Origin of the sequence: Streptomyces mutabilis, assembly GCF_046628145.1 — a bacterium.
GTDB lineage: Bacteria > Actinomycetota > Actinomycetes > Streptomycetales > Streptomycetaceae > Streptomyces > Streptomyces mutabilis.
The window spans coordinates 1,152,620-1,172,135 of sequence record NZ_CP176874.1 but is presented as its reverse complement, the minus strand read 5'-3'; the positions used below and the strand labels follow the sequence as shown (position 1 = coordinate 1,172,135).

19 protein-coding genes and 2 pseudogenes are annotated in these 19,516 nt (G+C 72.4%); 6 read left to right on the top strand and 15 right to left on the bottom strand.

The window, feature by feature from the left end; genetic code table 11:
- Positions 1 to 4 precede the first annotated feature (4 nt).
- The 3 genes from rocD to ACLIN4_RS04990 form a co-directional block, all read right to left on the bottom strand.
- Positions 5 to 1,231, bottom strand: coding sequence for an ornithine--oxo-acid transaminase (rocD, locus tag ACLIN4_RS05000; RefSeq protein WP_107479565.1), 1,227 nt, complete (start codon positions 1,229 to 1,231; stop codon positions 5 to 7).
- On the bottom strand, positions 1,228 to 2,049 hold the full coding sequence (gene ddaH / locus ACLIN4_RS04995) for a dimethylargininase (RefSeq protein WP_100048527.1): 822 nt from the start codon (positions 2,047 to 2,049) through the stop codon (positions 1,228 to 1,230). Before ddaH ends, rocD begins: the two co-directional genes overlap by 4 nt.
- Positions 2,050 to 2,175: 126 nt before the next feature.
- The gene (locus tag ACLIN4_RS04990) at positions 2,176 to 2,679 is read right to left on the bottom strand and encodes an Lrp/AsnC family transcriptional regulator (RefSeq protein WP_100048528.1); all 504 of its coding nucleotides are present in this window, start codon (positions 2,677 to 2,679) and stop codon (positions 2,176 to 2,178) included.
- Positions 2,680 to 2,756: 77 nt separating this feature from the next.
- Here ACLIN4_RS04990 and ACLIN4_RS04985 point away from each other — a divergent pair, with 77 nt between their 5' ends.
- The 4 genes from ACLIN4_RS04985 to ACLIN4_RS04970 are packed head-to-tail and all read left to right on the top strand — an operon-like array spanning position 2,757 to position 6,884.
- Positions 2,757 to 3,518, top strand: a complete 762-nt coding sequence (locus ACLIN4_RS04985) for a LytR/AlgR family response regulator transcription factor (protein ID WP_100048529.1) — start codon at positions 2,757 to 2,759, stop codon at positions 3,516 to 3,518.
- 3 nt (positions 3,519 to 3,521) lie between these two features.
- Entirely contained in the window at positions 3,522 to 3,881 is a 360-nt protein-coding gene (locus ACLIN4_RS04980; protein WP_100048530.1) for a hypothetical protein, read from the top strand.
- 28 nt (positions 3,882 to 3,909) lie between these two features.
- A complete protein-coding gene (locus tag ACLIN4_RS04975) occupies positions 3,910 to 5,670 on the top strand; it encodes a cation acetate symporter (protein WP_107479564.1) in 1,761 nt (586 codons plus the stop codon).
- A gap of 8 nt (positions 5,671 to 5,678) precedes the next feature.
- Entirely contained in the window at positions 5,679 to 6,884 is a 1,206-nt protein-coding gene (locus tag ACLIN4_RS04970; protein WP_411576734.1) for a sensor histidine kinase, read from the top strand.
- A 27-nt stretch (positions 6,885 to 6,911) separates the two neighbouring features.
- On the opposite strand, the gene ACLIN4_RS04965 is transcribed toward ACLIN4_RS04970, so the two are convergent.
- The 6 genes from ACLIN4_RS04965 to ACLIN4_RS04940 form a co-directional block, all read right to left on the bottom strand.
- Complete coding sequence (locus ACLIN4_RS04965; RefSeq protein ID WP_019327487.1) at positions 6,912 to 7,082, bottom strand: membrane protein; 171 nt, start codon at positions 7,080 to 7,082, stop codon at positions 6,912 to 6,914.
- A 13-nt stretch (positions 7,083 to 7,095) separates the two neighbouring features.
- Entirely contained in the window at positions 7,096 to 8,721 is a 1,626-nt protein-coding gene (locus ACLIN4_RS04960) for a septum formation family protein (RefSeq protein ID WP_411575534.1), read from the bottom strand.
- 58 nt (positions 8,722 to 8,779) lie between these two features.
- Entirely contained in the window at positions 8,780 to 9,730 is a 951-nt protein-coding gene (locus tag ACLIN4_RS04955) for a cytochrome c oxidase assembly protein (protein WP_290012321.1), read from the bottom strand.
- A gap of 174 nt (positions 9,731 to 9,904) precedes the next feature.
- Complete coding sequence (locus tag ACLIN4_RS04950) at positions 9,905 to 10,930, bottom strand: 6-phosphofructokinase (RefSeq protein ID WP_019327485.1); 1,026 nt, start codon at positions 10,928 to 10,930, stop codon at positions 9,905 to 9,907.
- Positions 10,931 to 11,117: 187 nt separating this feature from the next.
- Positions 11,118 to 11,846 (bottom strand): type 1 glutamine amidotransferase, encoded by a 729-nt coding sequence (locus ACLIN4_RS04945; protein WP_100049587.1) that lies wholly within the window; start codon positions 11,844 to 11,846, stop codon positions 11,118 to 11,120.
- A gap of 23 nt (positions 11,847 to 11,869) precedes the next feature.
- Complete coding sequence (locus ACLIN4_RS04940; protein ID WP_100049586.1) at positions 11,870 to 13,108, bottom strand: Mur ligase family protein; 1,239 nt, start codon at positions 13,106 to 13,108, stop codon at positions 11,870 to 11,872.
- A 176-nt stretch (positions 13,109 to 13,284) separates the two neighbouring features.
- Between ACLIN4_RS04940 and def the strand changes: the two genes are divergently transcribed.
- Positions 13,285 to 13,857: a peptide deformylase gene (gene def, locus ACLIN4_RS04935; RefSeq protein ID WP_100049585.1), complete on the top strand. Its 573-nt coding sequence runs from the start codon at positions 13,285 to 13,287 to the stop codon at positions 13,855 to 13,857.
- Here the strand turns inward: def and ACLIN4_RS04930 are convergent.
- On the bottom strand, positions 13,854 to 14,510 hold the full coding sequence (locus tag ACLIN4_RS04930; protein ID WP_100049584.1) for a TetR family transcriptional regulator: 657 nt from the start codon (positions 14,508 to 14,510) through the stop codon (positions 13,854 to 13,856). The two genes, def and ACLIN4_RS04930, sit on opposite strands and share 4 nt — an antisense overlap.
- Positions 14,511 to 14,679: 169 nt before the next feature.
- Here ACLIN4_RS04930 and ACLIN4_RS04925 point away from each other — a divergent pair, with 169 nt between their 5' ends.
- The gene (locus ACLIN4_RS04925; protein WP_100048770.1) at positions 14,680 to 15,906 is read left to right on the top strand and encodes an acyl-CoA dehydrogenase family protein; all 1,227 of its coding nucleotides are present in this window, start codon (positions 14,680 to 14,682) and stop codon (positions 15,904 to 15,906) included.
- On the opposite strand, the pseudogene ACLIN4_RS04920 reads toward ACLIN4_RS04925, so the two are convergent.
- From ACLIN4_RS04920 to ACLIN4_RS04900, 5 genes and pseudogenes are all read right to left on the bottom strand, one after another.
- Positions 15,869 to 16,060, bottom strand: a pseudogene (locus tag ACLIN4_RS04920) (hypothetical protein); the annotation flags it as partial. The gene ACLIN4_RS04925 and the pseudogene ACLIN4_RS04920 overlap by 38 nt on opposite strands.
- Positions 16,061 to 16,080: 20 nt before the next feature.
- Positions 16,081 to 17,295, bottom strand: coding sequence for a cytochrome P450 (locus ACLIN4_RS04915; RefSeq protein ID WP_411575533.1), 1,215 nt, complete (start codon positions 17,293 to 17,295; stop codon positions 16,081 to 16,083).
- Between the two features lie 61 nt (positions 17,296 to 17,356).
- Positions 17,357 to 17,569, bottom strand: a pseudogene (locus ACLIN4_RS04910) (type III polyketide synthase); the annotation flags it as partial.
- A gap of 242 nt (positions 17,570 to 17,811) precedes the next feature.
- Positions 17,812 to 18,048 carry a DUF6213 family protein gene (locus ACLIN4_RS04905; protein WP_107479698.1) on the bottom strand — a complete coding sequence of 79 codons (237 nt, stop codon included), beginning with the start codon at positions 18,046 to 18,048 and terminating at the stop codon, positions 17,812 to 17,814.
- A gap of 25 nt (positions 18,049 to 18,073) precedes the next feature.
- A complete protein-coding gene (locus ACLIN4_RS04900; protein ID WP_381939953.1) occupies positions 18,074 to 19,459 on the bottom strand; it encodes an NADP-dependent succinic semialdehyde dehydrogenase in 1,386 nt (461 codons plus the stop codon).
- Positions 19,460 to 19,516: the final 57 nt, after the last annotated feature.

Sequence of the window (19,516 nt, the reverse complement as noted above, 5' to 3'; positions counted from 1 at the left end):
GCGCTCAGGACGCGGTGAGGACCTTCTCCAGCGTCCCGAGCGCCCCGCGCAGTTCCTCGGCGGTGACGGTCAGCGGCGGGGCCAGGCGGATCGTGGAGCCGTGGGTGTCCTTGACGAGGACGCCCTCGCGCATCAGGCGCTCGCTGACCTCGCGGCCGGTGCCGAGCGCCGGGTCGACGTCGACGCCCGCCCACAGCCCGCGCGCCCGGAAGCGGACCACGCCCTTGCCGACCAGGGCGTCCAGACCCTCGCGCAGCACCTCGCCCAGTTCGGTCGCCCGGCGCTGGAACTCGCCGGTCTCCAGCAGCTCCACCACCGCCGTGCCCACCGCGGCCGCCAGCGGATTGCCGCCGAACGTCGAGCCGTGCTCGCCCGGATGCAGCACCCCCAGCACCTCCCGGCTGCCGACCACCGCCGACACCGGCACGATCCCGCCGCCCAGCGCCTTGCCGAGCAGCACCACGTCCGGCACCACCGACTCGTGCCCGACGGCGAGGGTGTGCCCGGTGCGGCCCAGCCCCGACTGGATCTCGTCGGCGACGAACAGGCAGCCGGCCCGGCGGGTCAGCTCCCGCACGCCCGCCAGATAGCCGTCGTCCGGGATGTTGACGCCCGCCTCGCCCTGGATCGGCTCGATCAGCACGGCCGCCGTCGTCTCGTCGACCGCAGCCTCCAGCGCCGCCAGGTCGTTGTACGGGACGATCTTGAAGCCGGGTGTGAAGGGGCCGAAGCCCGAACGGGCGGTCTCGTCCGTCGAGAAGCTGACGATCGTCGTCGTACGCCCGTGGAAGTTGTCCGCCGCGACCACGATCGTCGCCCGGTCGGCCGGGACGCCCTTGACGTCGTAGGCCCACTTGCGGGCCACCTTGATGCCGCTCTCCACCGCCTCCGCGCCGGTGTTCATCGGCAGCACCATGTCCGTGCCGGTCAGCGCGGACAGCCGCTCGGCGAACTCCGCGAGCCGGTCGTTGTGGAAGGCGCGGGAGGTGAGGGTCAGCCGGTCCAGCTGGCGGTGGGCGGCGTCGATCAGCGCCGGGTGGCGGTGGCCGAAGTTGAGCGCCGAGTAACCGGCCAGCATGTCCAGATAGCGGCGGCCCTCCACGTCCTCGACCCAGGCGCCCTCGGCACGGGCCACCACGACGGGCAGCGGGTGGTAGTTGTGCGCGAGGACGGGCTCCTCGGCGCGGATCAGCTCCTCGGAGCCGCGGTCCGTGCGGACGGGTGCGGTCATGAGCGGGTCTCCCGGATCTCCTGGGTGCAGCACTTGATGCCGCCACCGGCCTTGTGGAACTCGGACAGGTCGACGGGGACGGGGACGTAGCCGCGGTCGCTGAGCCGGTCCGCGAGTTCCCCGGCCCCGGGGGCGATGAACACGTTGCGTCCGTCACTGACGGAGTTCAGCCCGAACGCCATGGCGTCCTCGCGGGTCGCGATCACCGCGTCCGGGTACAGCCGCTCCAGCACCTCACGGCTGCCGGGCGAGAAGGCCCCCGGGTAGTACGCCACGTTCTCCTCGTCGAGCACGAACAGCGCCGTGTCCAGGTGGTAGAAGTACGGGTCCACCAGCGTCAGCGAGATCACCGGCACCCCGAAGAACTCCTGCGCCTCCCGGTGCGCCTCGGGCGTCGTGCGGAACCCCGTGCCGGCCAGGATCCACCGCCCGGCCGGGACCAGGTCGCCCTCGCCCTCGCAGACCGCCTCGGGGTGCTGGACCTCGAAGCCCTCCGTCTTGAACCACGCCTCGTAGGCCACGGACTCGCCCCGGCGCTCGGGCGCGTGGAAGTGCGAGCCGAAGACCCGGCCCTCGACCACCACCGCGCAGTTCGCGGCGAAGACCATGTCGGGCAGGCCCGGCACCGGCGCGACGGTGTCCACGGTGTGGCCGTGCGCGCGGTAGGCGTCGACCAGTGCCTGCCACTGGTCCAGGGCGCGGATGACGTCGACCGGTCGGCCGGTGCTCATCCACGGGTTGATCGCGTACTGCACGGCGAAGTGTCTGGGTTCGCAGACCAAGAAGCGCCGCCGGCGCGGCACACGGTTCTCGGGCACAGAGGGGTACCTCCGCTTCCTCACGGTGTGTGACTGGGGGTTGACACCACGGTAGGAAGCGGCGACCACGCCCGACAAGCGACAAAGGCTGCGTGTCCACGCACCATCGCTGCGTTGTGCACCGGGTCAGCGCACGTCTGCTGCGCCCTCCGGGGCGAGAAGGCCGGCTCCCGCCTCCGGACTGTCCGGGATCAGGTGGGACAGCACCATCACACTGATCGTCTTGCGGATGAACGGCTCCGCACGGATGCGCTCCAGCACCTCCTCGAAGTGCTCCACGTCCCGCGCCCGCACGTGCAGCAGCGCGTCCGCGCCGCCCGTCACCGTCATTGCCGCCGTGATCTCCGGATAACCGCGCACCACCTCCGCCAGCCGCCTGGGCGGCGCCGCCCCCTCGCAGTACACCTCCACGTACGCCTCGGTGCGCCAGCCCAGCGCCGAGGGCCGTACCGTCGCCGTGAACCCGGTGATCACGCCGGTCTCGCGCAACCGGTCCACCCGGCGCTTGACCGCCGTCGAGGACAGCCCGATCTCCGCGCCGATCTCGGCGAAGGACGTCCTGGCGTTCGCCATCAGGGCGGTGACGATCTTCCGGTCGAGTTCGTCGAACGGGCTGGGCCTGCTGTTCATGCGGGCACTGTATCCAGCGGATACGTCCACCTCGGGGGCGTGTTCAGGCGTACGGATTACTCCTACACTCCACCTTCATGCTGCGCGCCCTGGCTGTCGACGACGAACGCCCCACGCTCGAGGAACTCGTGTACCTGCTGAACGCCGATCCCCGCATCGGCACGGCGGAGGGCGCGGGCGACGCGACCGAGGCGCTGCGCCGCATCAACCGGGCCCTGGAATCGGGCCCCGACGGGCCGGACGCCATCGACGTCGTCTTCCTCGACATCCAGATGCCCGGCCTCGACGGGCTGGACCTCGCCCGGCTGCTGACCGGCTTCGCCCGGCCGCCGCTGGTCGTCTTCGTCACCGCGCACGAGGACTTCGCCGTCCAGGCCTTCGACCTCAAGGCCGTCGACTACGTGCTCAAACCCGTCCGCAGGGAACGGCTGGCGGAAGCGGTCCGCCGGGCCGCCGAACGCCGCGGCACCGCGACGTCCCCGGCCCCGCGCATCCCCGTGCACGAACCCGACCCCGACCACATCACCGTGGAGCTGGGCGGCGTCACCCGTTTCGTCCCCGTCGACGACATCACCCACGTCGAGGCCCAGGGCGACTACGCCCGCCTGCACACCGACAAGGGCAGCCACCTCGTCCGCATCCCCCTGTCCACCCTGGAGGAGCGCTGGCGCGCCCGCGGCTTCGTCCGCATCCACCGCCGCCACCTCGTCGCCCTGCGCCACATCGGCGAACTCCGCCTGGACGCCGGCAGCGTCAGCGTCCTGGTCGGCACCGAGGAACTCCAGGTCAGCCGCCGCCACACCCGCGAACTGCGGGACCTGCTCATGCGGAGGCCGTGAACCGTGCCCCAGGACCCCACCGAACGCCGCGTCACCGTCACGGGCCCGCCCAGGCGCACCAAACGCGCCTCGGGCTACTACCGCCCGCGCACCGAGATCGACGAGCAGACCACCCTCGGCCACACCTACGTCCGCTCCCTCATGCGCAGCCAGCTGCGCGCCGGCCTCGCCGCCCTCGCGGTCCTCGGGCTGCTGGTCGGACCGCTGCCGCTGCTGTTCGCGGCGATGCCCGACGCCCGCCGCCTGGAATGGGCGGTGCTCGGCTTCGGCCTGTACGCCCCGCTCGTCCTCCTCGCCCGCTGGTACGTGCGCCGCGCCGAACGCAACGAACGCGACTTCGTGCGCCTGGTCGAGGACCGATGATCTCGTCGGACGAGCCCGTGAAGGCGCCATGAACTCCAGCTACGCCATACCCGCCGTCGCCCTCGTCGTCGTGGCCACCGTCCTCGTCGGCGCCTTCGGCCTGCGCATCTCCCGCACCACCTCGGACTTCTACGTCGCCTCCCGCACCGTCGGCCCGCGTCTGAACGCCGCCGCCATCAGCGGCGAGTACCTCTCCGCCGCGTCCTTCCTCGGCATCGCCGGCCTGGTCCTGGTCCAGGGCCCCGACATGCTCTGGTACCCGGTCGGCTACACCGCCGGCTACCTCGTCCTGCTCCTCTTCGTCGCCGCCCCGCTGCGCCGCTCCGGCGCCTACACGCTGCCCGACTTCGCCGAGGCCCGGCTCGCCTCCCAGGGGGTACGGCGGCTGGCGGGCGCGTTCGTCGTCGGGGTCGGCTGGCTCTACCTGCTGCCCCAGCTCCAGGGCGCCGGACTGACCCTGACCGTGCTCAGCGGGGCCCCCGACTGGCTCGGCGGGGTGATCGTCGCCGTCGTCGTCACCGCCATCGTCGCGGCCGGCGGCATGCGCAGCATCACCTTCGTCCAGGCCTTCCAGTACTGGCTGAAACTCACCGCGCTGCTCGTCCCCGCGCTCTTCCTGGTCCTGGCCTGGCAGGGCGACGGCGCCCCCGGCCGCGCCTTCGAGGAACCGGCCACCTTCCGCGAGCAGCGCTCCGTGCGGGTCGACGACACGCTCACCCTCAAGCTGGAGAAGCCGCTGACCGTCACCGCCGACGGCACCGTGGACGGCCGCGCCCACGACGGCACCCGGCTCGACCTGCCCACCGGCACCCATCGCATCGAGGCCGGCACCCGTCTCACCTTCGCGAAGGACACCGCCGTCCCGGCCGCCGGACGCGGCGCCGACGACGCCCTGTCGCCCTCCCGGGCGGAGAGCCGCACCGAACGCCCGCTGTACGCCACGTACGGCCTGATCCTCGCCACCTTCCTGGGCACCATGGGCCTGCCGCACGTCGTGGTCCGCTTCTACACCAGTCCGCACGGCGTCGCCGCCCGCCGCACCACCGTCGCGGTCCTCGGGCTGATCGGCGCCTTCTACCTGCTGCCGCCCGTCTACGGAGCCCTCGGCCGCCTCTACGCCCCCGAGCTGACCCTCACCGGGGACGCCGACGCCGCCGTCCTGCTGCTGCCCGACCGGGTGATCGGGGGAGTGGGCGGCGACCTGCTGGGCGCGCTGGTGGCGGGCGGTGCCTTCGCCGCGTTCCTGTCCACGGCGTCCGGGCTGACCATGGCGGTCGCGGGCGTCCTCACCCAGGACGTGCTGCCGTCCCGGGGCGTGCCGCACTTCCGGCTCGGCACGGTCCTCGCCATGGCGGTGCCGCTGGCTGCGAGCGCGCTGGTCGGCGGGCTGCCGGTCGCCGACGCGGTGGGTCTCGCCTTCGCGGTCTCCGCCTCCTCCTTCTGCCCGCTGCTGGTCCTCGGCATCTGGTGGCGGCGGCTGACCCCGCCCGGTGCGGCGGCCGGGATGCTGGTGGGCGGCGGCTCGGCGCTGCTCGCCGTCGCCGCCACCATGGGCGGTTTCCCGGGCGGCGGCGGTGCGCTGCACGCGCTGCTGGCCTGGCCGGCGCTGTGGTCGGTGCCGCTGGGCTTCCTCACCATGGTGCTGGTCTCGCTGGCCACCCCGGCACGGGTACCGGCCGGGACGGCCGCGATCCTGGCCCGCTTCCACCTGCCGGAGGAACTGCGCGCGGAGGAGCTGCGCGCGGAGGAACTGCGTGCGGAGGAGCTGCGCAAGGAGGTGACGCCGTGAGCGGCTCCGTGAGCGGCTTCCTGGCCGGTCTCGCCGTCGCCCTGCTGCCCCTGCTGGCCGCGGGCTTCTGGCTGGGCCGGCGCACGGCCCGCCCGCAGCACCTCGGCGGGCTCGGCACCCCGGTCGAGCACGCCACCTTCCAGACCCTGCACACCGCATCCCTGGCCACACCTCCGCTGCGGGCCGGGCTGACCGAGGAGACGGCCGGCAAGTCCGCCCGCAAGCTGCGCTCCCTGCTGGGCACGGACGCGCTGTGCCTGACCGACCTCAAGGAGGTCCTGGCCTGGGACGGGGCGGGCGCCCACCACCGCACCGAGATCATGGAACGTCTGGCCGGCCCGCTGGAGACCGGCCGCGGCGAGGCGTTCCCCCTCACCTGCGACAGCCCCGACTGCGCGGTGCGCTGGGCGGTCGTCGCCCCGCTCACCGTCGACGACCGCGTGCACGGCGCCCTGGTCGCCTGCGCGCCCCGCGAGTCCGCCGTCCTGGTCCGGGCCGCCGGGGAGGTCGCCCGCTGGGTCTCCGTCCAGCTGGAACTGGCCGACCTCGACCAGTCACGCACCCGGCTCATCGAGGCCGAGATCAGGGCCCTGCGCGCGCAGATCTCCCCGCACTTCATCTTCAACTCGCTCGCGGTGATCGCGTCCTTCGTGCGCACCGACCCCGAGCGCGCCCGGGAGCTGCTGCTGGAGTTCGCCGACTTCACCCGCTACTCGTTCCGCCGGCACGGCGACTTCACCACCCTCGCCGACGAGCTGCACGCCATCGACCACTACCTGGCCCTCGTACGCGCCCGCTTCGGCGACCGTCTCTCCGTCACCCTCCAGGTCGCCCCGGAGGTGCTGCCGGTCGCCCTGCCCTTCCTCTGTCTCCAGCCCTTGGTCGAGAACGCCGTCAAGCACGGGCTGGAGGGCAAGTCCGACCGCTGCCGCATCCAGATCACCGCGCAGGACGCGGGCGCCGAGGCACTGGTCGTCATCGAGGACGACGGCGCGGGCATGGACCCCGACCTGCTGCGCCGCATCCTGGCGCGCGAGGTCAGCCCGTCGGGCGGCATCGGGCTGTCCAACGTCCACGACCGCCTCCGCCAGGTCTACGGGGACGATCACGGCCTCGTGATCGAGACGGCCGTCGGCGCGGGCATGAAGATCACCGTCCGGCTGCCGAAGTACCAGCCGGGCGTGCACTCGGCGGGCCGCGTCGGCCGCGAGTGAGTGTGTGCGAGCGCCCCCGCGCGGGGCTCAGGCGCTGCGCGTGGCGACCATCCCCACGGTGATCAGTCCCAGTACGACCCAGCCGAACCACAGCCAGCCGTTGCTCCCGAGCGCCACCGTGTAGGCCGTCACCGCGACCAGGCCTCCGATGGTGAGCGCCCCCATCGTCTTCGTCGAACTGTCCGTGGAACCGGGCATCGCAACACCCTCCTCATGGTCCGTTCCCCTCCATGGTGCCCCCGTTCTGCCTCCGTACGGTGCAGACGACGAGATGTGCCCCGGATTTCCAGGCGCCGGCGGCCGTCCGGGAGCCGGCCTCGTACAGGGAGGGATCGAATCCGTAGTCGCGGGGCGGGACCTCCCGCGCGCACGCCTCGTCCGCCGCCGAGGGCGCCTCGGCGAGGGTGACGTCCTCGGCCAGCCGGGTGAAACCCAGCACCTGGGCGTCGTACCGGCCGCCGCAGGACACCAGCCGGACCTCCCGCGCGGAACGCACGTCCAGGCAGTCCCGGCGCTGCATGGTGGCGGTGTCCGCGAACACCGAGCCGACCTCACGGTGCCGGCCCAGCGGCCCGTGCACCGGCCCGTGCGCCCCCAGCACCAGACAGGCGGTGCGCCGCCGGGCGGTCTCGAACCCGTCCTCGGCCGGCACGACCGCCACGCTGCGCACGCCGGCCAGCCGGGCCCGGACCTCCCGCGTCCGCTCCTCGCACCGGGCCGGCCCCAGCTCACGGGCCTCCGCGGCGGAGGACGCGGGCACGAACGCCATCACCTGGCCGTCGGGTGCCTCGCCGCGACAGTCCGCGTCCACGGTGAGGCGCGGCGTCCCCGCGAACCGGGTGCCGCCCGGCCAGTGGGCGCGCACGCAGTCCCCGTCCTCCAGCGGCGCCACGAGCCCCACGGCACCGCCGTACGGCGCCCCCGTCCCGGCGGGCCCACGGTCGGCCAGGGCGTACCAGACGCCGCTCAGGGCGAGCACCGCGCCGAGCCCGCCGGCCAGGGCGGCCCGCAGGGCCCGCGGGCGACGACGCCGGTGGGCGCCGGCGGCCGGGGAGGCGGTGGGGCGCCCGTCGGCCCGGTCCGCCCCTCCGGGCGCGGGTGCGGGCGGTCCGGGCACGGCCGCCGCGGACCAGGGCGGCTGCGATCCGGGGTCGGTCCGCGGCCGGGCGTACGTCTCGGTCTGCGGGGTGACGATCCAGGACAGTTCCGCTTCCGCCTCGGCCACCGTGACCCGGGGCGCCGGATCGGCGAGCAGCCTCTCCAGCAGCGGGCCGAGCGCACCGGCCCGAACCGGCGGAACGGGTACGCCGAGGCCGGAGGGCTCGCGGCCCTCGACGGCGTAGTGGAGCGTGCGGCCCAGCGAGCGCAGAGCGTCGCCGTGCCCGGGGCCGTCCGTGCCTCGGTCCGTCAACAGGATCCGCCCGTACGGCGCGCCCGTGCGGTCCGGCGCCAGCAGGATGCCGGCCGGTTCCACGCCGAGTTCCCACCCGGTGGCCGACGCGTCGAGTACGGCGAGCCCGATCCGGGCGCACTCGGCCGGGGCCAGCGGACCACGCCTGGCCACCGCCTCCGTCAGGCTGACGGCGCCGGGGACGTACTCCATGACGATCCACGGGGCGCCCTCGTGCTCCACCACGTCATGGACGGTGACCACGTGCGGATGGGTATGCCCACCTGGCAGGTTCCGGACGCCGGCGCGGGCGGCCCGCAGCGCGACCTCGCCGCCCAGCCGCTGATCGTGGGCGAGCCACACGTGGCCCGCCCCGCCATGGCCGAGCGGACGCAGCAGCAGATAGCGGCCGGCCACGCCCCGGCCCGAAAAGAGGTGACGCGTCATACCGCTCCCCCCGGGCGGTTCCCCCGACGCGCCACATGCTACTGAACGAGGACGCCGTTCAGCCGCCGCGTGTGTTCAGTGAGGCCAGATAGGCGTTGTACGCCTCGAGTTCCTTGTCACCGTCGCGGTCGGCGGCCCGGTCCTTGCGCCGCGCCTGCCGCTCCTCGGAGGCGTACCACTGGAACAGCAGGGCGAGCAGCACCAGCACGGACGGGACCTCGCTGAAGGCCCAGGCGATGCCGCCGGCCGCGTTCTGGTCGGACAGGGCGTCGATGCCGAGCGAGGCGGGCGGGTTCTTGAACGTCTCGACCATGGGCCCGGACGCCATCATCAGCGCGATGCCGAAGAACGCGTGGAACGGCATGCCCGCGAACAGCTCCAGCATCCGCATCACGTAGCCCGGCCGGTGCGGGCCAGGGTCCACGCCCATGATCGGCCAGAAGAACACCAGCCCGACGGCGAGGAAGTGCACCATCATCCCGATGTGCCCGACCTTGGAGCCCATCAGGAAGTCGAAGAGGGGGGTGAAGTACAGCGCGTACAGGCTCGCGATGAACAGCGGGATGGTGAACGCGGGGTGCGTGATGATCCGCATGTACCGGCTGTGCAGCAGCATCAGCAGCAGCTCGCGGGGGCCCTTGCGGCCGCGGCCCGCCGTGGGCAGCGCGCGCAGGGCCAGGGTGATCGGCGCGCCGAGCAGCAGCAGGATCGGCGACACCATGCTGATGATCATGTGCTGGACCATGTGCACGCTGAACATGACCATGCCGTAGTCGTTGAGCTTGGTGCACATCATCAGCAGGACGCTCAGCACACCGACGACGAAGGACGCGGTCCGGCCCACCGGCCACTTGTCCCCGCGCCGGGTCAGCCGGACGACACCCCAGCCGTACAGCGCCAGTCCCAGGAGACAGGCGATGAGGAAGAAGGGGTCCGCCGACCACGCGAGACCTCGCCCCAGCGTGAACGGCGGCAGATCCATCATCATGCCGTGCCCGCTGTGATCCATCCGCCGGCTCCTGTTTCGTGGGGGTTGAGCGCGGTTGAGCGCCGTCTGTCCGAAGCAAGACTAGAACCGCCCCCGGCCACTGTTGTGACCGGGGGCGGTGAAGCGCCCCGTCAGGGGCGCGGGGAACTGCGCGAGCAACCACGTACCAGCTGCGGACGGCGTGTCACGGCAACCTCAGAGAACACACTCCGCCTCCGCGTACCGCGCGTCCGGCACCGTCTTGAGAGACTCCACCGCCTCGGCCAAGGGCACCATCCTGATGTCCGTGCCCCGCAGGGCCGTCATCATCCCGAACTCACCACGGTGCACCGCCTCCACCGCGTGCCACCCGAACCGCGTCGCCAGCACCCGGTCGTACGCCGTGGGCGTCCCGCCCCGCTGCACGTGCCCCAGGATCACCGGCCGCGCCTCCTTGCCGAGCCGCTCCTCCAGCTCGACCGAGAGCTGGCGGGCGATGCCGGCGAAGCGCTCGTGGCCGTAGACGTCCTTGCCGCCCTCGTCGAAGTCCATCGTGCCGGGCTTCGGCTTGGCACCCTCCGCGGCGACCACGATCGCGAACCGCTTGCCCGCCGAGAACCGCTCGCCGACCTTCGCGGTCAGCTCCTCGATGTCGAACGGCCGCTCCGGGACGACCACGGCGTGGGCGCCGGCCGCCATGCCCGAGTGCAGCGCGATCCAGCCGGTGTGACGGCCCATGACCTCGACGATGAGCACCCGCTGGTGGGACTCGGCGGTGGTCTTCAGGCGGTCCAGGGCCTCGGTGGCGACGGTGACGGCCGTGTCGAAGCCGAAGGTGACGTCGGTGACCGCTATGTCGTTGTCGATGGTCTTCGGCACGCCGACGATCGGCAGCCCGTTGTCGGACAGCAGGCGGGCCGCCTTGAGCGTGCCCTCGCCGCCGATCGGGATGATCGCGTCCAGGCCCAGCTCCTCGACGTGGCCGCGGGCGCGTTCCACGCCGTCCCGAAGGTGCTCGGGGCGGACCCGGGAGGAGCCGAGGATGGTGCCGCCGCGGGCGAGTATGCCGCCGACCGCGTCGAGGTCGAGCTTGAGGTAGTCGCACTCCAGGAGGCCCTTCCAGCCGTCCCGGAAGCCGATGACCTCGTCGCCGTGGTCGACGACGGCACGGTGCACGACGGACCGGATGACGGCGTTCAGGCCGGGGCAGTCGCCGCCGGACGTGAGGACACCAATGCGCATAGCCCGAAATACCTTCTCAAGTGGCACGGGTCCGGACCGCGCTGTCCGGCTCGATCCCCGCCACCCTAGCGGCATCGGGGGGCGGGACCGAACCGTGCGTCCGCCTACTGGACGTGCCCGCTCACCTGTGCGGATGACGCATCAGACGGGCCGTCCCGGTGGGTGTCGGGCAGGCGTCTGGCAGCCGTCAGGCGGGCTGCTGCGCGGCCGCGATCCGCTCGTTGCGGAGCGCCTCGTACCACCGGTCGTCGGTCGGCGGCAGCGCGTTCACGTCCAGGGCCAGCTTCAGCAGCAGGTCCGCGATCTGCGGGTTGCGCGCCAGCACCGGGCCGTGCATGTACGTGCCGAAGACCGTGTCGTTGTACGCGCCCTCCGTGCCGTCCCCGGTGCCGTTGCCGTTGCCGAAGCGGACCTGGGCGAGCGGACGGGCGCTGGGCCCGACGTGGGTGACGCCCTGGTGGTTCTCGAAGCCGGTCAGCGGGGGCAGGCCAAGGCGCGGGTCGATGTCGCCGAGGACGTCGCCGACGCACCGCGCGCCCTCGCCGCGGGTGGAGACCACGTCGAGCAGGCCGAGGCCCGGCTCGCGCTGGCCGAGGTCGTTGATGAACTCGTGGCCCAGGATCTGGTAGCCGGCGCAGACGGAGAAGACGATCGCGCCGTTCTCCACCGCCCGGTACAGGCCGCCGTCGCGGCGCAGCCGCTCGGCCGCGAGCCGCTGCGGGCGGTCCTCGCCGCCGCCGATGAGGTAGATGTCGCCGGAGGTCGGGATCGGCTGGTCGCTGCGCACGTCGAGCCGGGCCACGTCGAGGCCGCGCTGCCGCGCCCGGCGCTCCACGACCAGGGCGTTGCCCTGGTCGCCGTACGTGCTGAGCAGGTCCGGGTAGATCCAGACGATGCGCAGTTGGTTGTCGCTCACGAGAGTCCCCTGAAGTTACGCGGTCAGTTGCCGACGCGGCGGCGCAGGTCCTGGAAGGCGGTGTAGTTCGCGATGACCTCGATCCGGCCGGGCGGGCACAGCGACACCGCCTGGTCGAGGTCCTCGCACACCTGGAACTGCTGGTTCGCGACCTCCAGGCGCACCGCGAGGTCCAGCTTCCGGTCGCCGATCACGCAGATCGGGTGGCCGCTCAGCCGGGTGTAGTCGACGTCCCACAGCCAGGACGTGTCGGTGCCGTCGGCGCCGCGCGCGTTCACCGAGAGGATCACCGGGGCGGGCGGCGGGTCGATCAGGGAGAAGGTCTCCAGCCAGCCCGCCGGGTTCTTGGCGAGCAGCAGGCGCAGGTCGCGCCCCTGGAACTGGACGACGTCGTAGCGTCCGGCGACCGCCTGGACCTGGTACATGCGCTCCAGGGCGACCTGGGGCGGTACCCCGAAGACGGCGGCGACGGCGGCCGACGAGGCGGCGTTGGCCTTGTTGGCGCGGCCCGGCAGCTGGAGGTGGATCGGCCAGGCGGAGCCGTGCGGGTCCAGGACGTGGTCGCCGGACAGCGCCCAGCTCGGCGTCGGACGGCGGAAGCCGCACTCGCCGCAGAACCAGTCGTCGCCCGGACGCTGCATCACGCCGCCGCAGGACGGGCAGGACCAGGCGTCGTCCTTCCACATCTGCCCGGCGGCGACCCAGATCACGTTGGGGGAGGAGGACGCGGCCCACACCACCAGCGGGTCGTCGGCGTTGGCGACGATCACGGCCTTCGAACCCGCCAGGCCCTCGCGCCAGTTCTCGGCGAGCATCCGGGTCTCGGCGGCGCGGTCGAGCTGGTCGCGGGAGAGGTTGAGCAGCGCGATGCACTTCGGCTCGGTGGCCTGGGCGACGCCGACGAGGTACTTCTCGTCGACCTCGATGACTCCGTACCGGGCGTCCGAACCGGCCGCGAGGGCCGAGGTGATGCCGGCCGGCATGTTGGCGCCGAGCGCGTTGGACACCACCGGGCCGGCCGCCTTGAGCGCCTCGGCGATGAGCCGGGTGGTGGTGGTCTTGCCGTTGGTCGCCGAGACGAGGGTCACGTCCAGGTGCTGGGCGAGCCGGGCCAGGAGGTCGGGGTCGAGTTTGAGCGCGACCCGGCCGCCGATCACCGAACCGCTGCCGCGCCCGGCGGCGCGAGACGCCGCCGCGACCGCCTTGCCCGCGGTCACGGCGATCTTGGCCCGCGGCGTGAGCGGGTCCGAGTTGCCTGCCATCAGTTCTCGATCCTCCTTGCGTACGCGCCGCGCCTGAAGCCTGTGAAGCCTGACGGCCACGTGGTGGGACCTCAGCCTATCGAGATCCATTCGCACTCCCGAATCGCGGCACCGGCCACGGGGTTCCGACGGTGGCGCGAGCCGCCGGGGAACACAGGGACCTTACTCTTGCCGCCATGCGACACGGCTCCATCCCGGGCTCCCACGGGCGCGTCCGGCCCCTCAGTCTCCTCGGCGACCCCGTCCTGCACGCTCCCTGCGAGGAGGTGACGGACTTCGGTCCGGAACTCGCGGCGCTCGTGGAGGACTTGTTCGCCACGATGTACGCAGCTCGCGGTGTGGGTCTGGCCGCCAACCAGATCGGCGAACCGGTCCGGGTCTTCGTGTACGACTGCCCGGACGACGAGGACGAGCGCCACCTCGGGCACGTGGTGAACCCGCGGCTGGTGGAGAGCGGCGGGCCGGTGGTGCGCGGGCCCGAGGGGTGTCTGTCGCTGCCGGGGCTGGAGGCCGGGACCGAGCGCCACGACGAGGCGGTCGTGGCGGGTCTCACAGTGACTGGGGAGCCGGTCACCGTGCGCGGTACGGGATTCTTCGCGCGCTGTCTCCAGCACGAGTGCGACCATCTGGAGGGCGGTCTCTACGTCGACCGCCTCACGGGGTGGCGCAGGCGCCGGGTGCTGCGGCAGGCGGCCAGGGCGTCCTGGAGCCGTACCGGGACGCCGGAGCGGGCGAGGGACCGGGGCTAGAACCCGGGGCCGCCCGCCTTGTCCCCGGCCTCGGCGAGCCGGCCCCACAGCAGGTCGGCCAGGCTGCGCACCAGCTCCTCCCGGGAACACGGGCGTTCGCCCAGCCACCAGTCCCCGGCGGCGTGCATCATGCCGACGATCCCGTGGCCCCAGACCCGGGCGAGCTGCTGGGTACCCGGCCCCACGTCCAGGCGCTCCTCGATGACCTGGGCCAGCTCCTCGCCCATGCGGCGCAGCAGCGGTGCCGAGTGCTTGCCGACGTCGAAGCCGGACTCGGCCTGGTCGCCCGGAGCGGTGCTGCCCTCGGCCGGATGCATCAGGAAGCGGTACACCTGCGGGCGTGCCTCGATGGCCGCCAGATAGGTGTCCAGGGTGGACTCGACGCGCCTGCGCCGCTCCGCCGGGGCGTCCAGGGCGGCCCGCAGCGAGGACAGGAGCGCGTCGGTGTGCCGTTGCGCGAGGGCGGCGTAGAGTCCGCCCTTGTCGCCGAAGTGGCGGTAGAGGATGGGCTTGGTGATGCCGGCCTCGGCGGCGATGGCGTTCATCGAGGCCTGTGGGCCGTCGCGCAGCACCACCCGGTCGGCGGCCTCCAGAAGCTCGCGCCGTCTGCGGTCGGCGGACCGCTGCTGATCGGTCCGCTGTGTGGTGTCCATGTGCTCTCCCCACCCGTGCTCGTTCGGTGACGCCTGCGCAAACTAACACCCACGGGACGTGGGGCATCGAACGGGAGGGCGACGGGTTCTCGGGAGTTGACTTTTACTACCCGTCGGTAACAGACTCGGGTTACCGCAAGTAACATGCACGTGCGTCACTGGAGGGGACATGGCCGAATTCACCATGGAGCTGAGCGACGAACAGAAGGAGGTCCGGGACTGGCTGCACGGCTTCGCGGCCGACGTCATCCGCCCCGCGGCCGCCGAATGGGACGAGCGTGAGGAGACTCCCTGGCCGGTCATCCAGGAGGCCGCCAAGGTCGGCATCTACTCCCTCGACTTCTACGCCCAGCAGTACTTCGACCCCACCGGCCTCGGCATCCCCATGGCGATGGAGGAGCTGTTCTGGGGCGACGCCGGCATCGCCCTGTCCATCGTCGGTACCGGCCTCGCCGCCGTCGGCGTCCTCGCCAACGGCACCGAGGAGCAGATCGGCACCTGGATCCCCCAGATGTACGGCGACGCGAACGACGTGAAGGTCGCCGCCTTCTGCTCCTCCGAGCCCGACGCCGGCTCGGACGTGGCCTCCATGCGCACGCGTGCCGTGTACGACGAGGCCAAGGACGAGTGGGTCCTCAACGGAACGAAGACGTGGGCGACGAACGGCGGCATCGCCAACGTCCACGTCGTCGTCGCGGTCGTCGACGCGGAGCTGGGCTCCAAGGGCCACGCGTCCTTCATCGTCCCGCCGAACACCCCGGGCCTGTCCCAGGGACAGAAGTTCAAGAAGCACGGCATCCGCGCCTCGCACACCGCCGAGGTGATCCTCGACAACGTGCGCGTCCCCGGCTCCTGCCTGCTCGGCGGCAAGGAGAAGCTGGACGCGCGTCTGGCCCGCGCCCGGGAGAAGGCCAAGAAGGGCGGCGAGCGCGTCAAGAACGCCGCGATGGCCACGTTCGAGGCGTCCCGTCCGGCAGTCGGCGCCATGGCGGTGGGTACGGCCCGGGCCGCGTACGAGGTGGCGCTGGATTACGCCCGGACGCGTGAGCAGTTCGGCCGCCCGATCATCGACAACCAGGGCGTGGCCTTCCAGCTCGCCGACATGCGCACCTCCATCGACGCCGCGCGGCTGCTGGTGTGGCGGGCCTCCTGGATGGCGATCAACGGCAAGCCGTTCACGGCGGCCGAGGGGTCGATGTCCAAGCTCTTCGCGAGCGAGACGGCGAAGAAGGTGACCGCCCAGGCGGTCCAGATCCTGGGCGGCAATGGCTACACGCGGGAGTACCCGGTCGAGCGCATGCACCGGGACTCCGCGATCTACACGATCTTCGAGGGGACGAGCGAGATCCAGCGGCTCGTCATCGCGCGGACGCTGGCGGGGATGCCGATCCGCTGACGTGCCTGAGCGGCGTCAGCTGCTCGATGGCGTACTTCGCGCGCAGCGCCTCGATCGCCGCGTGGTCCGGCGGGCCCCCGTCCCCGAGGATCTCCAGCAGCTCCTCGAAGTAGCGCTCGTGGTCCGGGGGCGGGCCGGCGTGGAAGAACATCTGGCCGGCTCGCCCGGGCCCGCTCACCAGGTCACCGGCAGGGCCTCGGGCCCGCGGATCAGCGCGCCCTTCTTGAAGGAGACCTCCTCGGGCGGCACCGCGAGCTTCATGCCGGGCACCCGGTCCAGGAGGGTGTCGACCAGCAGCTCCGACTCCAGGCGGGCCAGCATGCCGCCGGGGCAGTAGTGCGGGCCGAAGCCGAAGGACACGTGCGGGTTGGGGCTGCGGGAGAAGTCGATCGTGTCCGGGTCCGGGAAGACCTCCGGGTCGCGGTTGGCCGCCAGGTAGGACACGTAGACCGCGTCGCCCGCCCGGATGCGCACACCGTGGACCTCCACGTCCTCCAGCGCGATCCGGGACAGCCCGACCGCGTTGCGGTGGGGAATCCAGCGCAGCAGCTCGTCGATGGCCCGGGGACGGATCCCCGGCTCGGAGCGCAGGCGTTCGGCGAGTTCCCGGCGGGTCAGCAGCAGGTAGAACATCTGCCCGCTGTTGTTGGTGACCGCCTCGCCGCCGATCTGCAGCAGGACGGCGAGCCCGACCGCCTCCGTCAGGGTGATCTCCTCCCTGGCCACGGCGGCACCGAGGAGCGAGGCGACGTCCTCGCCGGTGCTGTCGGACCGCAGCCCGATGAGGTCGGCGAAGTAGTCGTTCATCTCCTGTTCGGCACGCTCGCTGACCTCCGCGCCGTGCGACGAGGAGAGGATCAGCCGCGTCCAGGTGTGCATGCTGTGCCGGTCGGCCGCCGGGACGCCCATCAGCTCGCAGATCACCGCGATGGGGAAGGGGCTGAGGACCGCCTCGGTGAGGTCGGCGGGCGGGCCGGCCTTCAGCATGGCGTCGACGAGTTCGTCGAGCATGGAGCGGGACCGGGAGCGCACCCGCTCGACACCCCGGGCCGTGAACGCGGCGGCGACCGAGCGGCGCAGCCGGGTGTGGTCGGGCGGGTCGAGGAAACCGACCGCGCCGCGCGCCGGGACGAAGTGCGGGGCGAGCCGGGTGACCTGCCGGTCCATGACCGCCTCACGGCCGAACCGGGGGTCGTCGGTGACCAGCCGGACGTCCTCGTGCCGGGTCACCAGCCACGCCCAGCCCTCGCCGTCGGGCAGCGAGACGCGGGTGACGGGCCCTTCCCGCATCAACTCGGTCAGGACGGGGTCGAAGTCGGTGCCCGGCAGGTCGACGGCCGGCCAGTCCCGGACCGGCGGAGCGGCCCGGTCGATCGCTTCTTCAGTCACGCTTGCCTCACGCCTCGCAACTCGTCGGAGGTCCGCTCGTCGGCGGTCTGTCAGCGACCGAGTCCAGGTCCGAGGCGTCCCAGCCGTGGGTGCCCGCGAGATCCATCAGGGCGGGCGCCAGCGGTTCCATGGTGGCCGGCACCCGCTTGTCGAGCAGGAATTGGAAGCCGGTCGCCTTGACGTCGTACATGATCCACTCTTCGGTCTCGGGGATCAGGTACGAGCCGTTGCGCTCCAGCCGGACGCCGGTGCCGCCCCGCCCGCGGACCACCGCCGGGACCCGGGCCTTCGCCTCCCGCTCGTAGGTCTGCACGAAGTCGCCATCAACCGTGCCTGCTTTCGCCTCGCGGAAGGCTCGCGCCCCCCGGCCGGAAAGTGCCGCACCCGTTTCGGGGTGTGTTCACTCACGATCACTCACGCGGGCGGCGATCTCTCGCCGGGCTACTCCGTCCCGGGGACCGGACCCCGGACCGGTCGTGACCGGGGGCGGGCACGGCGCAGGCGGACGGCGGTGCGTCAGGTGGACTGGCCGCTGCTGTGGGCGATGCAGGCCACGTCGATCCGGTCGGCCAGCTTGGCCAGCTCGATGGTCAGCGCCGCGACCGTGTCCTCGTCGAGACTCTCCTCGCCCGCCTCCACCAGCCGCAGCCAGCGCCCGCCCACCGTGCGCAGCAGCTTGCTCACGTCGGACGCGGCGACCTGGAGCGTGCCGCGGTCGTCGACGATCAGAGGCAGGGTCACTTCGCGGTTCACAAAGGGGATCGTAGTCGCGGAAGGCTCACGCTCCGTGCCACACGGTGGTGATGTTGCAGAACTCCCGGATTCCGTGCCCGGACAGCTCACGCCCGTAGCCCGACCGCTTGACCCCGCCGAACGGGAACGCCGGATGGGACGCCGTCATCCCGTTGACGTACACGCCGCCCGCCTCCAGGTCCCGCACGAAGCGCTCGACGTCGGCGTCGTCGCGGGTCCAGACATTGGAACTGAGCCCGAAGTCCGTGTCGTTGGCGATCAGCACCGCCTCGTCCAGGTCGGCCGCGCGGTACAGCGTGGCGACCGGGCCGAAGGCCTCCTCGCGGTGGATGCGCATGTCGCGGGTGACGCCGGCCAGCACGGTCGGCGGGTAGTACCAGCCGGGTCCGTCGGGGCGTTCGCCTCCGCACAGCACCTCGGCGCCGCCGCGCACCGCGTCGTCGACCAGCTCCACCAGGTCCTCGACGCCCCGCTCGCTGGAGAGCGGGCCCACCTCGGTCTCCTCGTCCATGGGGTCGCCCACCCTCAGCGCCTTCATGCCCTCGGTGAAGCGGGCGACGAAGGCGTCGTAGACGTCGGTGTGCACGATGAACCGCTTGGCGGCGATGCAGGACTGCCCGGCGTTCTGCGTGCGCGCGGTCACGGCGACCTCGGCGGCCCGGTCGACGTCGGCGGACGGCATGACGACGAACGGGTCGCTGCCGCCCAGCTCCAGCACCGTCTTCTTGATCATCTCGCCGGCGGTGGAGGCGACCGCGCGGCCGGCCGGCTCGCTGCCGGTCAGGGTCGCGGCCCGCACGCGCTCGTCGCGCAGGACGTCGTCCACGGCCGCCGAGCCGATCAGCAGGGTCTGGAAGCAGCCCTCGGGGAACCCGGCCCGGTGGAACAGGTCCTCCAGGTACAGGGCCGTCTGCGGGACGTTCGAGGCGTGCTTGAGCAGTCCGACGTTGCCGGCCATCAGCGCGGGGGCGGCGAACCGGATCACCTGCCAGAGCGGGAAGTTCCACGGCATCACCGCGAGCACCGGGCCGAGCGGCCGGTAGCGGACCAGGGCACGGGAGGCGCCGGAGTCCTTCACGTCGGCCTCGGCCGGCTCCTCGTCGGCGAGCAGCTCCGCCGCGTGGTCGGCGTACCAGCGCATCGCCTTGGCACACTTCGCGGCCTCCGCGCGGGCCTGCTTGACCGGCTTGCCCATCTCGGTGGTGATGACCTTGCCGATCTCCTCCCGGTCCGCCTCCAGGAGGTCGGCGGCACGGTGCATGAGCCGGGAGCGCTCGTCGAACGCCGTCGTGCGGTACGTGCGGAAAGTGGCCTCCGCGAGCTGGAGCCGGCGCTCGATCTCCTCCTCGCCCATGGCCTCGTACGTCCTGAGCGTCTCGCCGTTCGCCGGGTTCACCGTCGCGATGGGCATGGCCGACCTCCCTGGGTGCGCGTTCGTGCTTCGACCTTGGCGCGCGGTGGGGGGTGC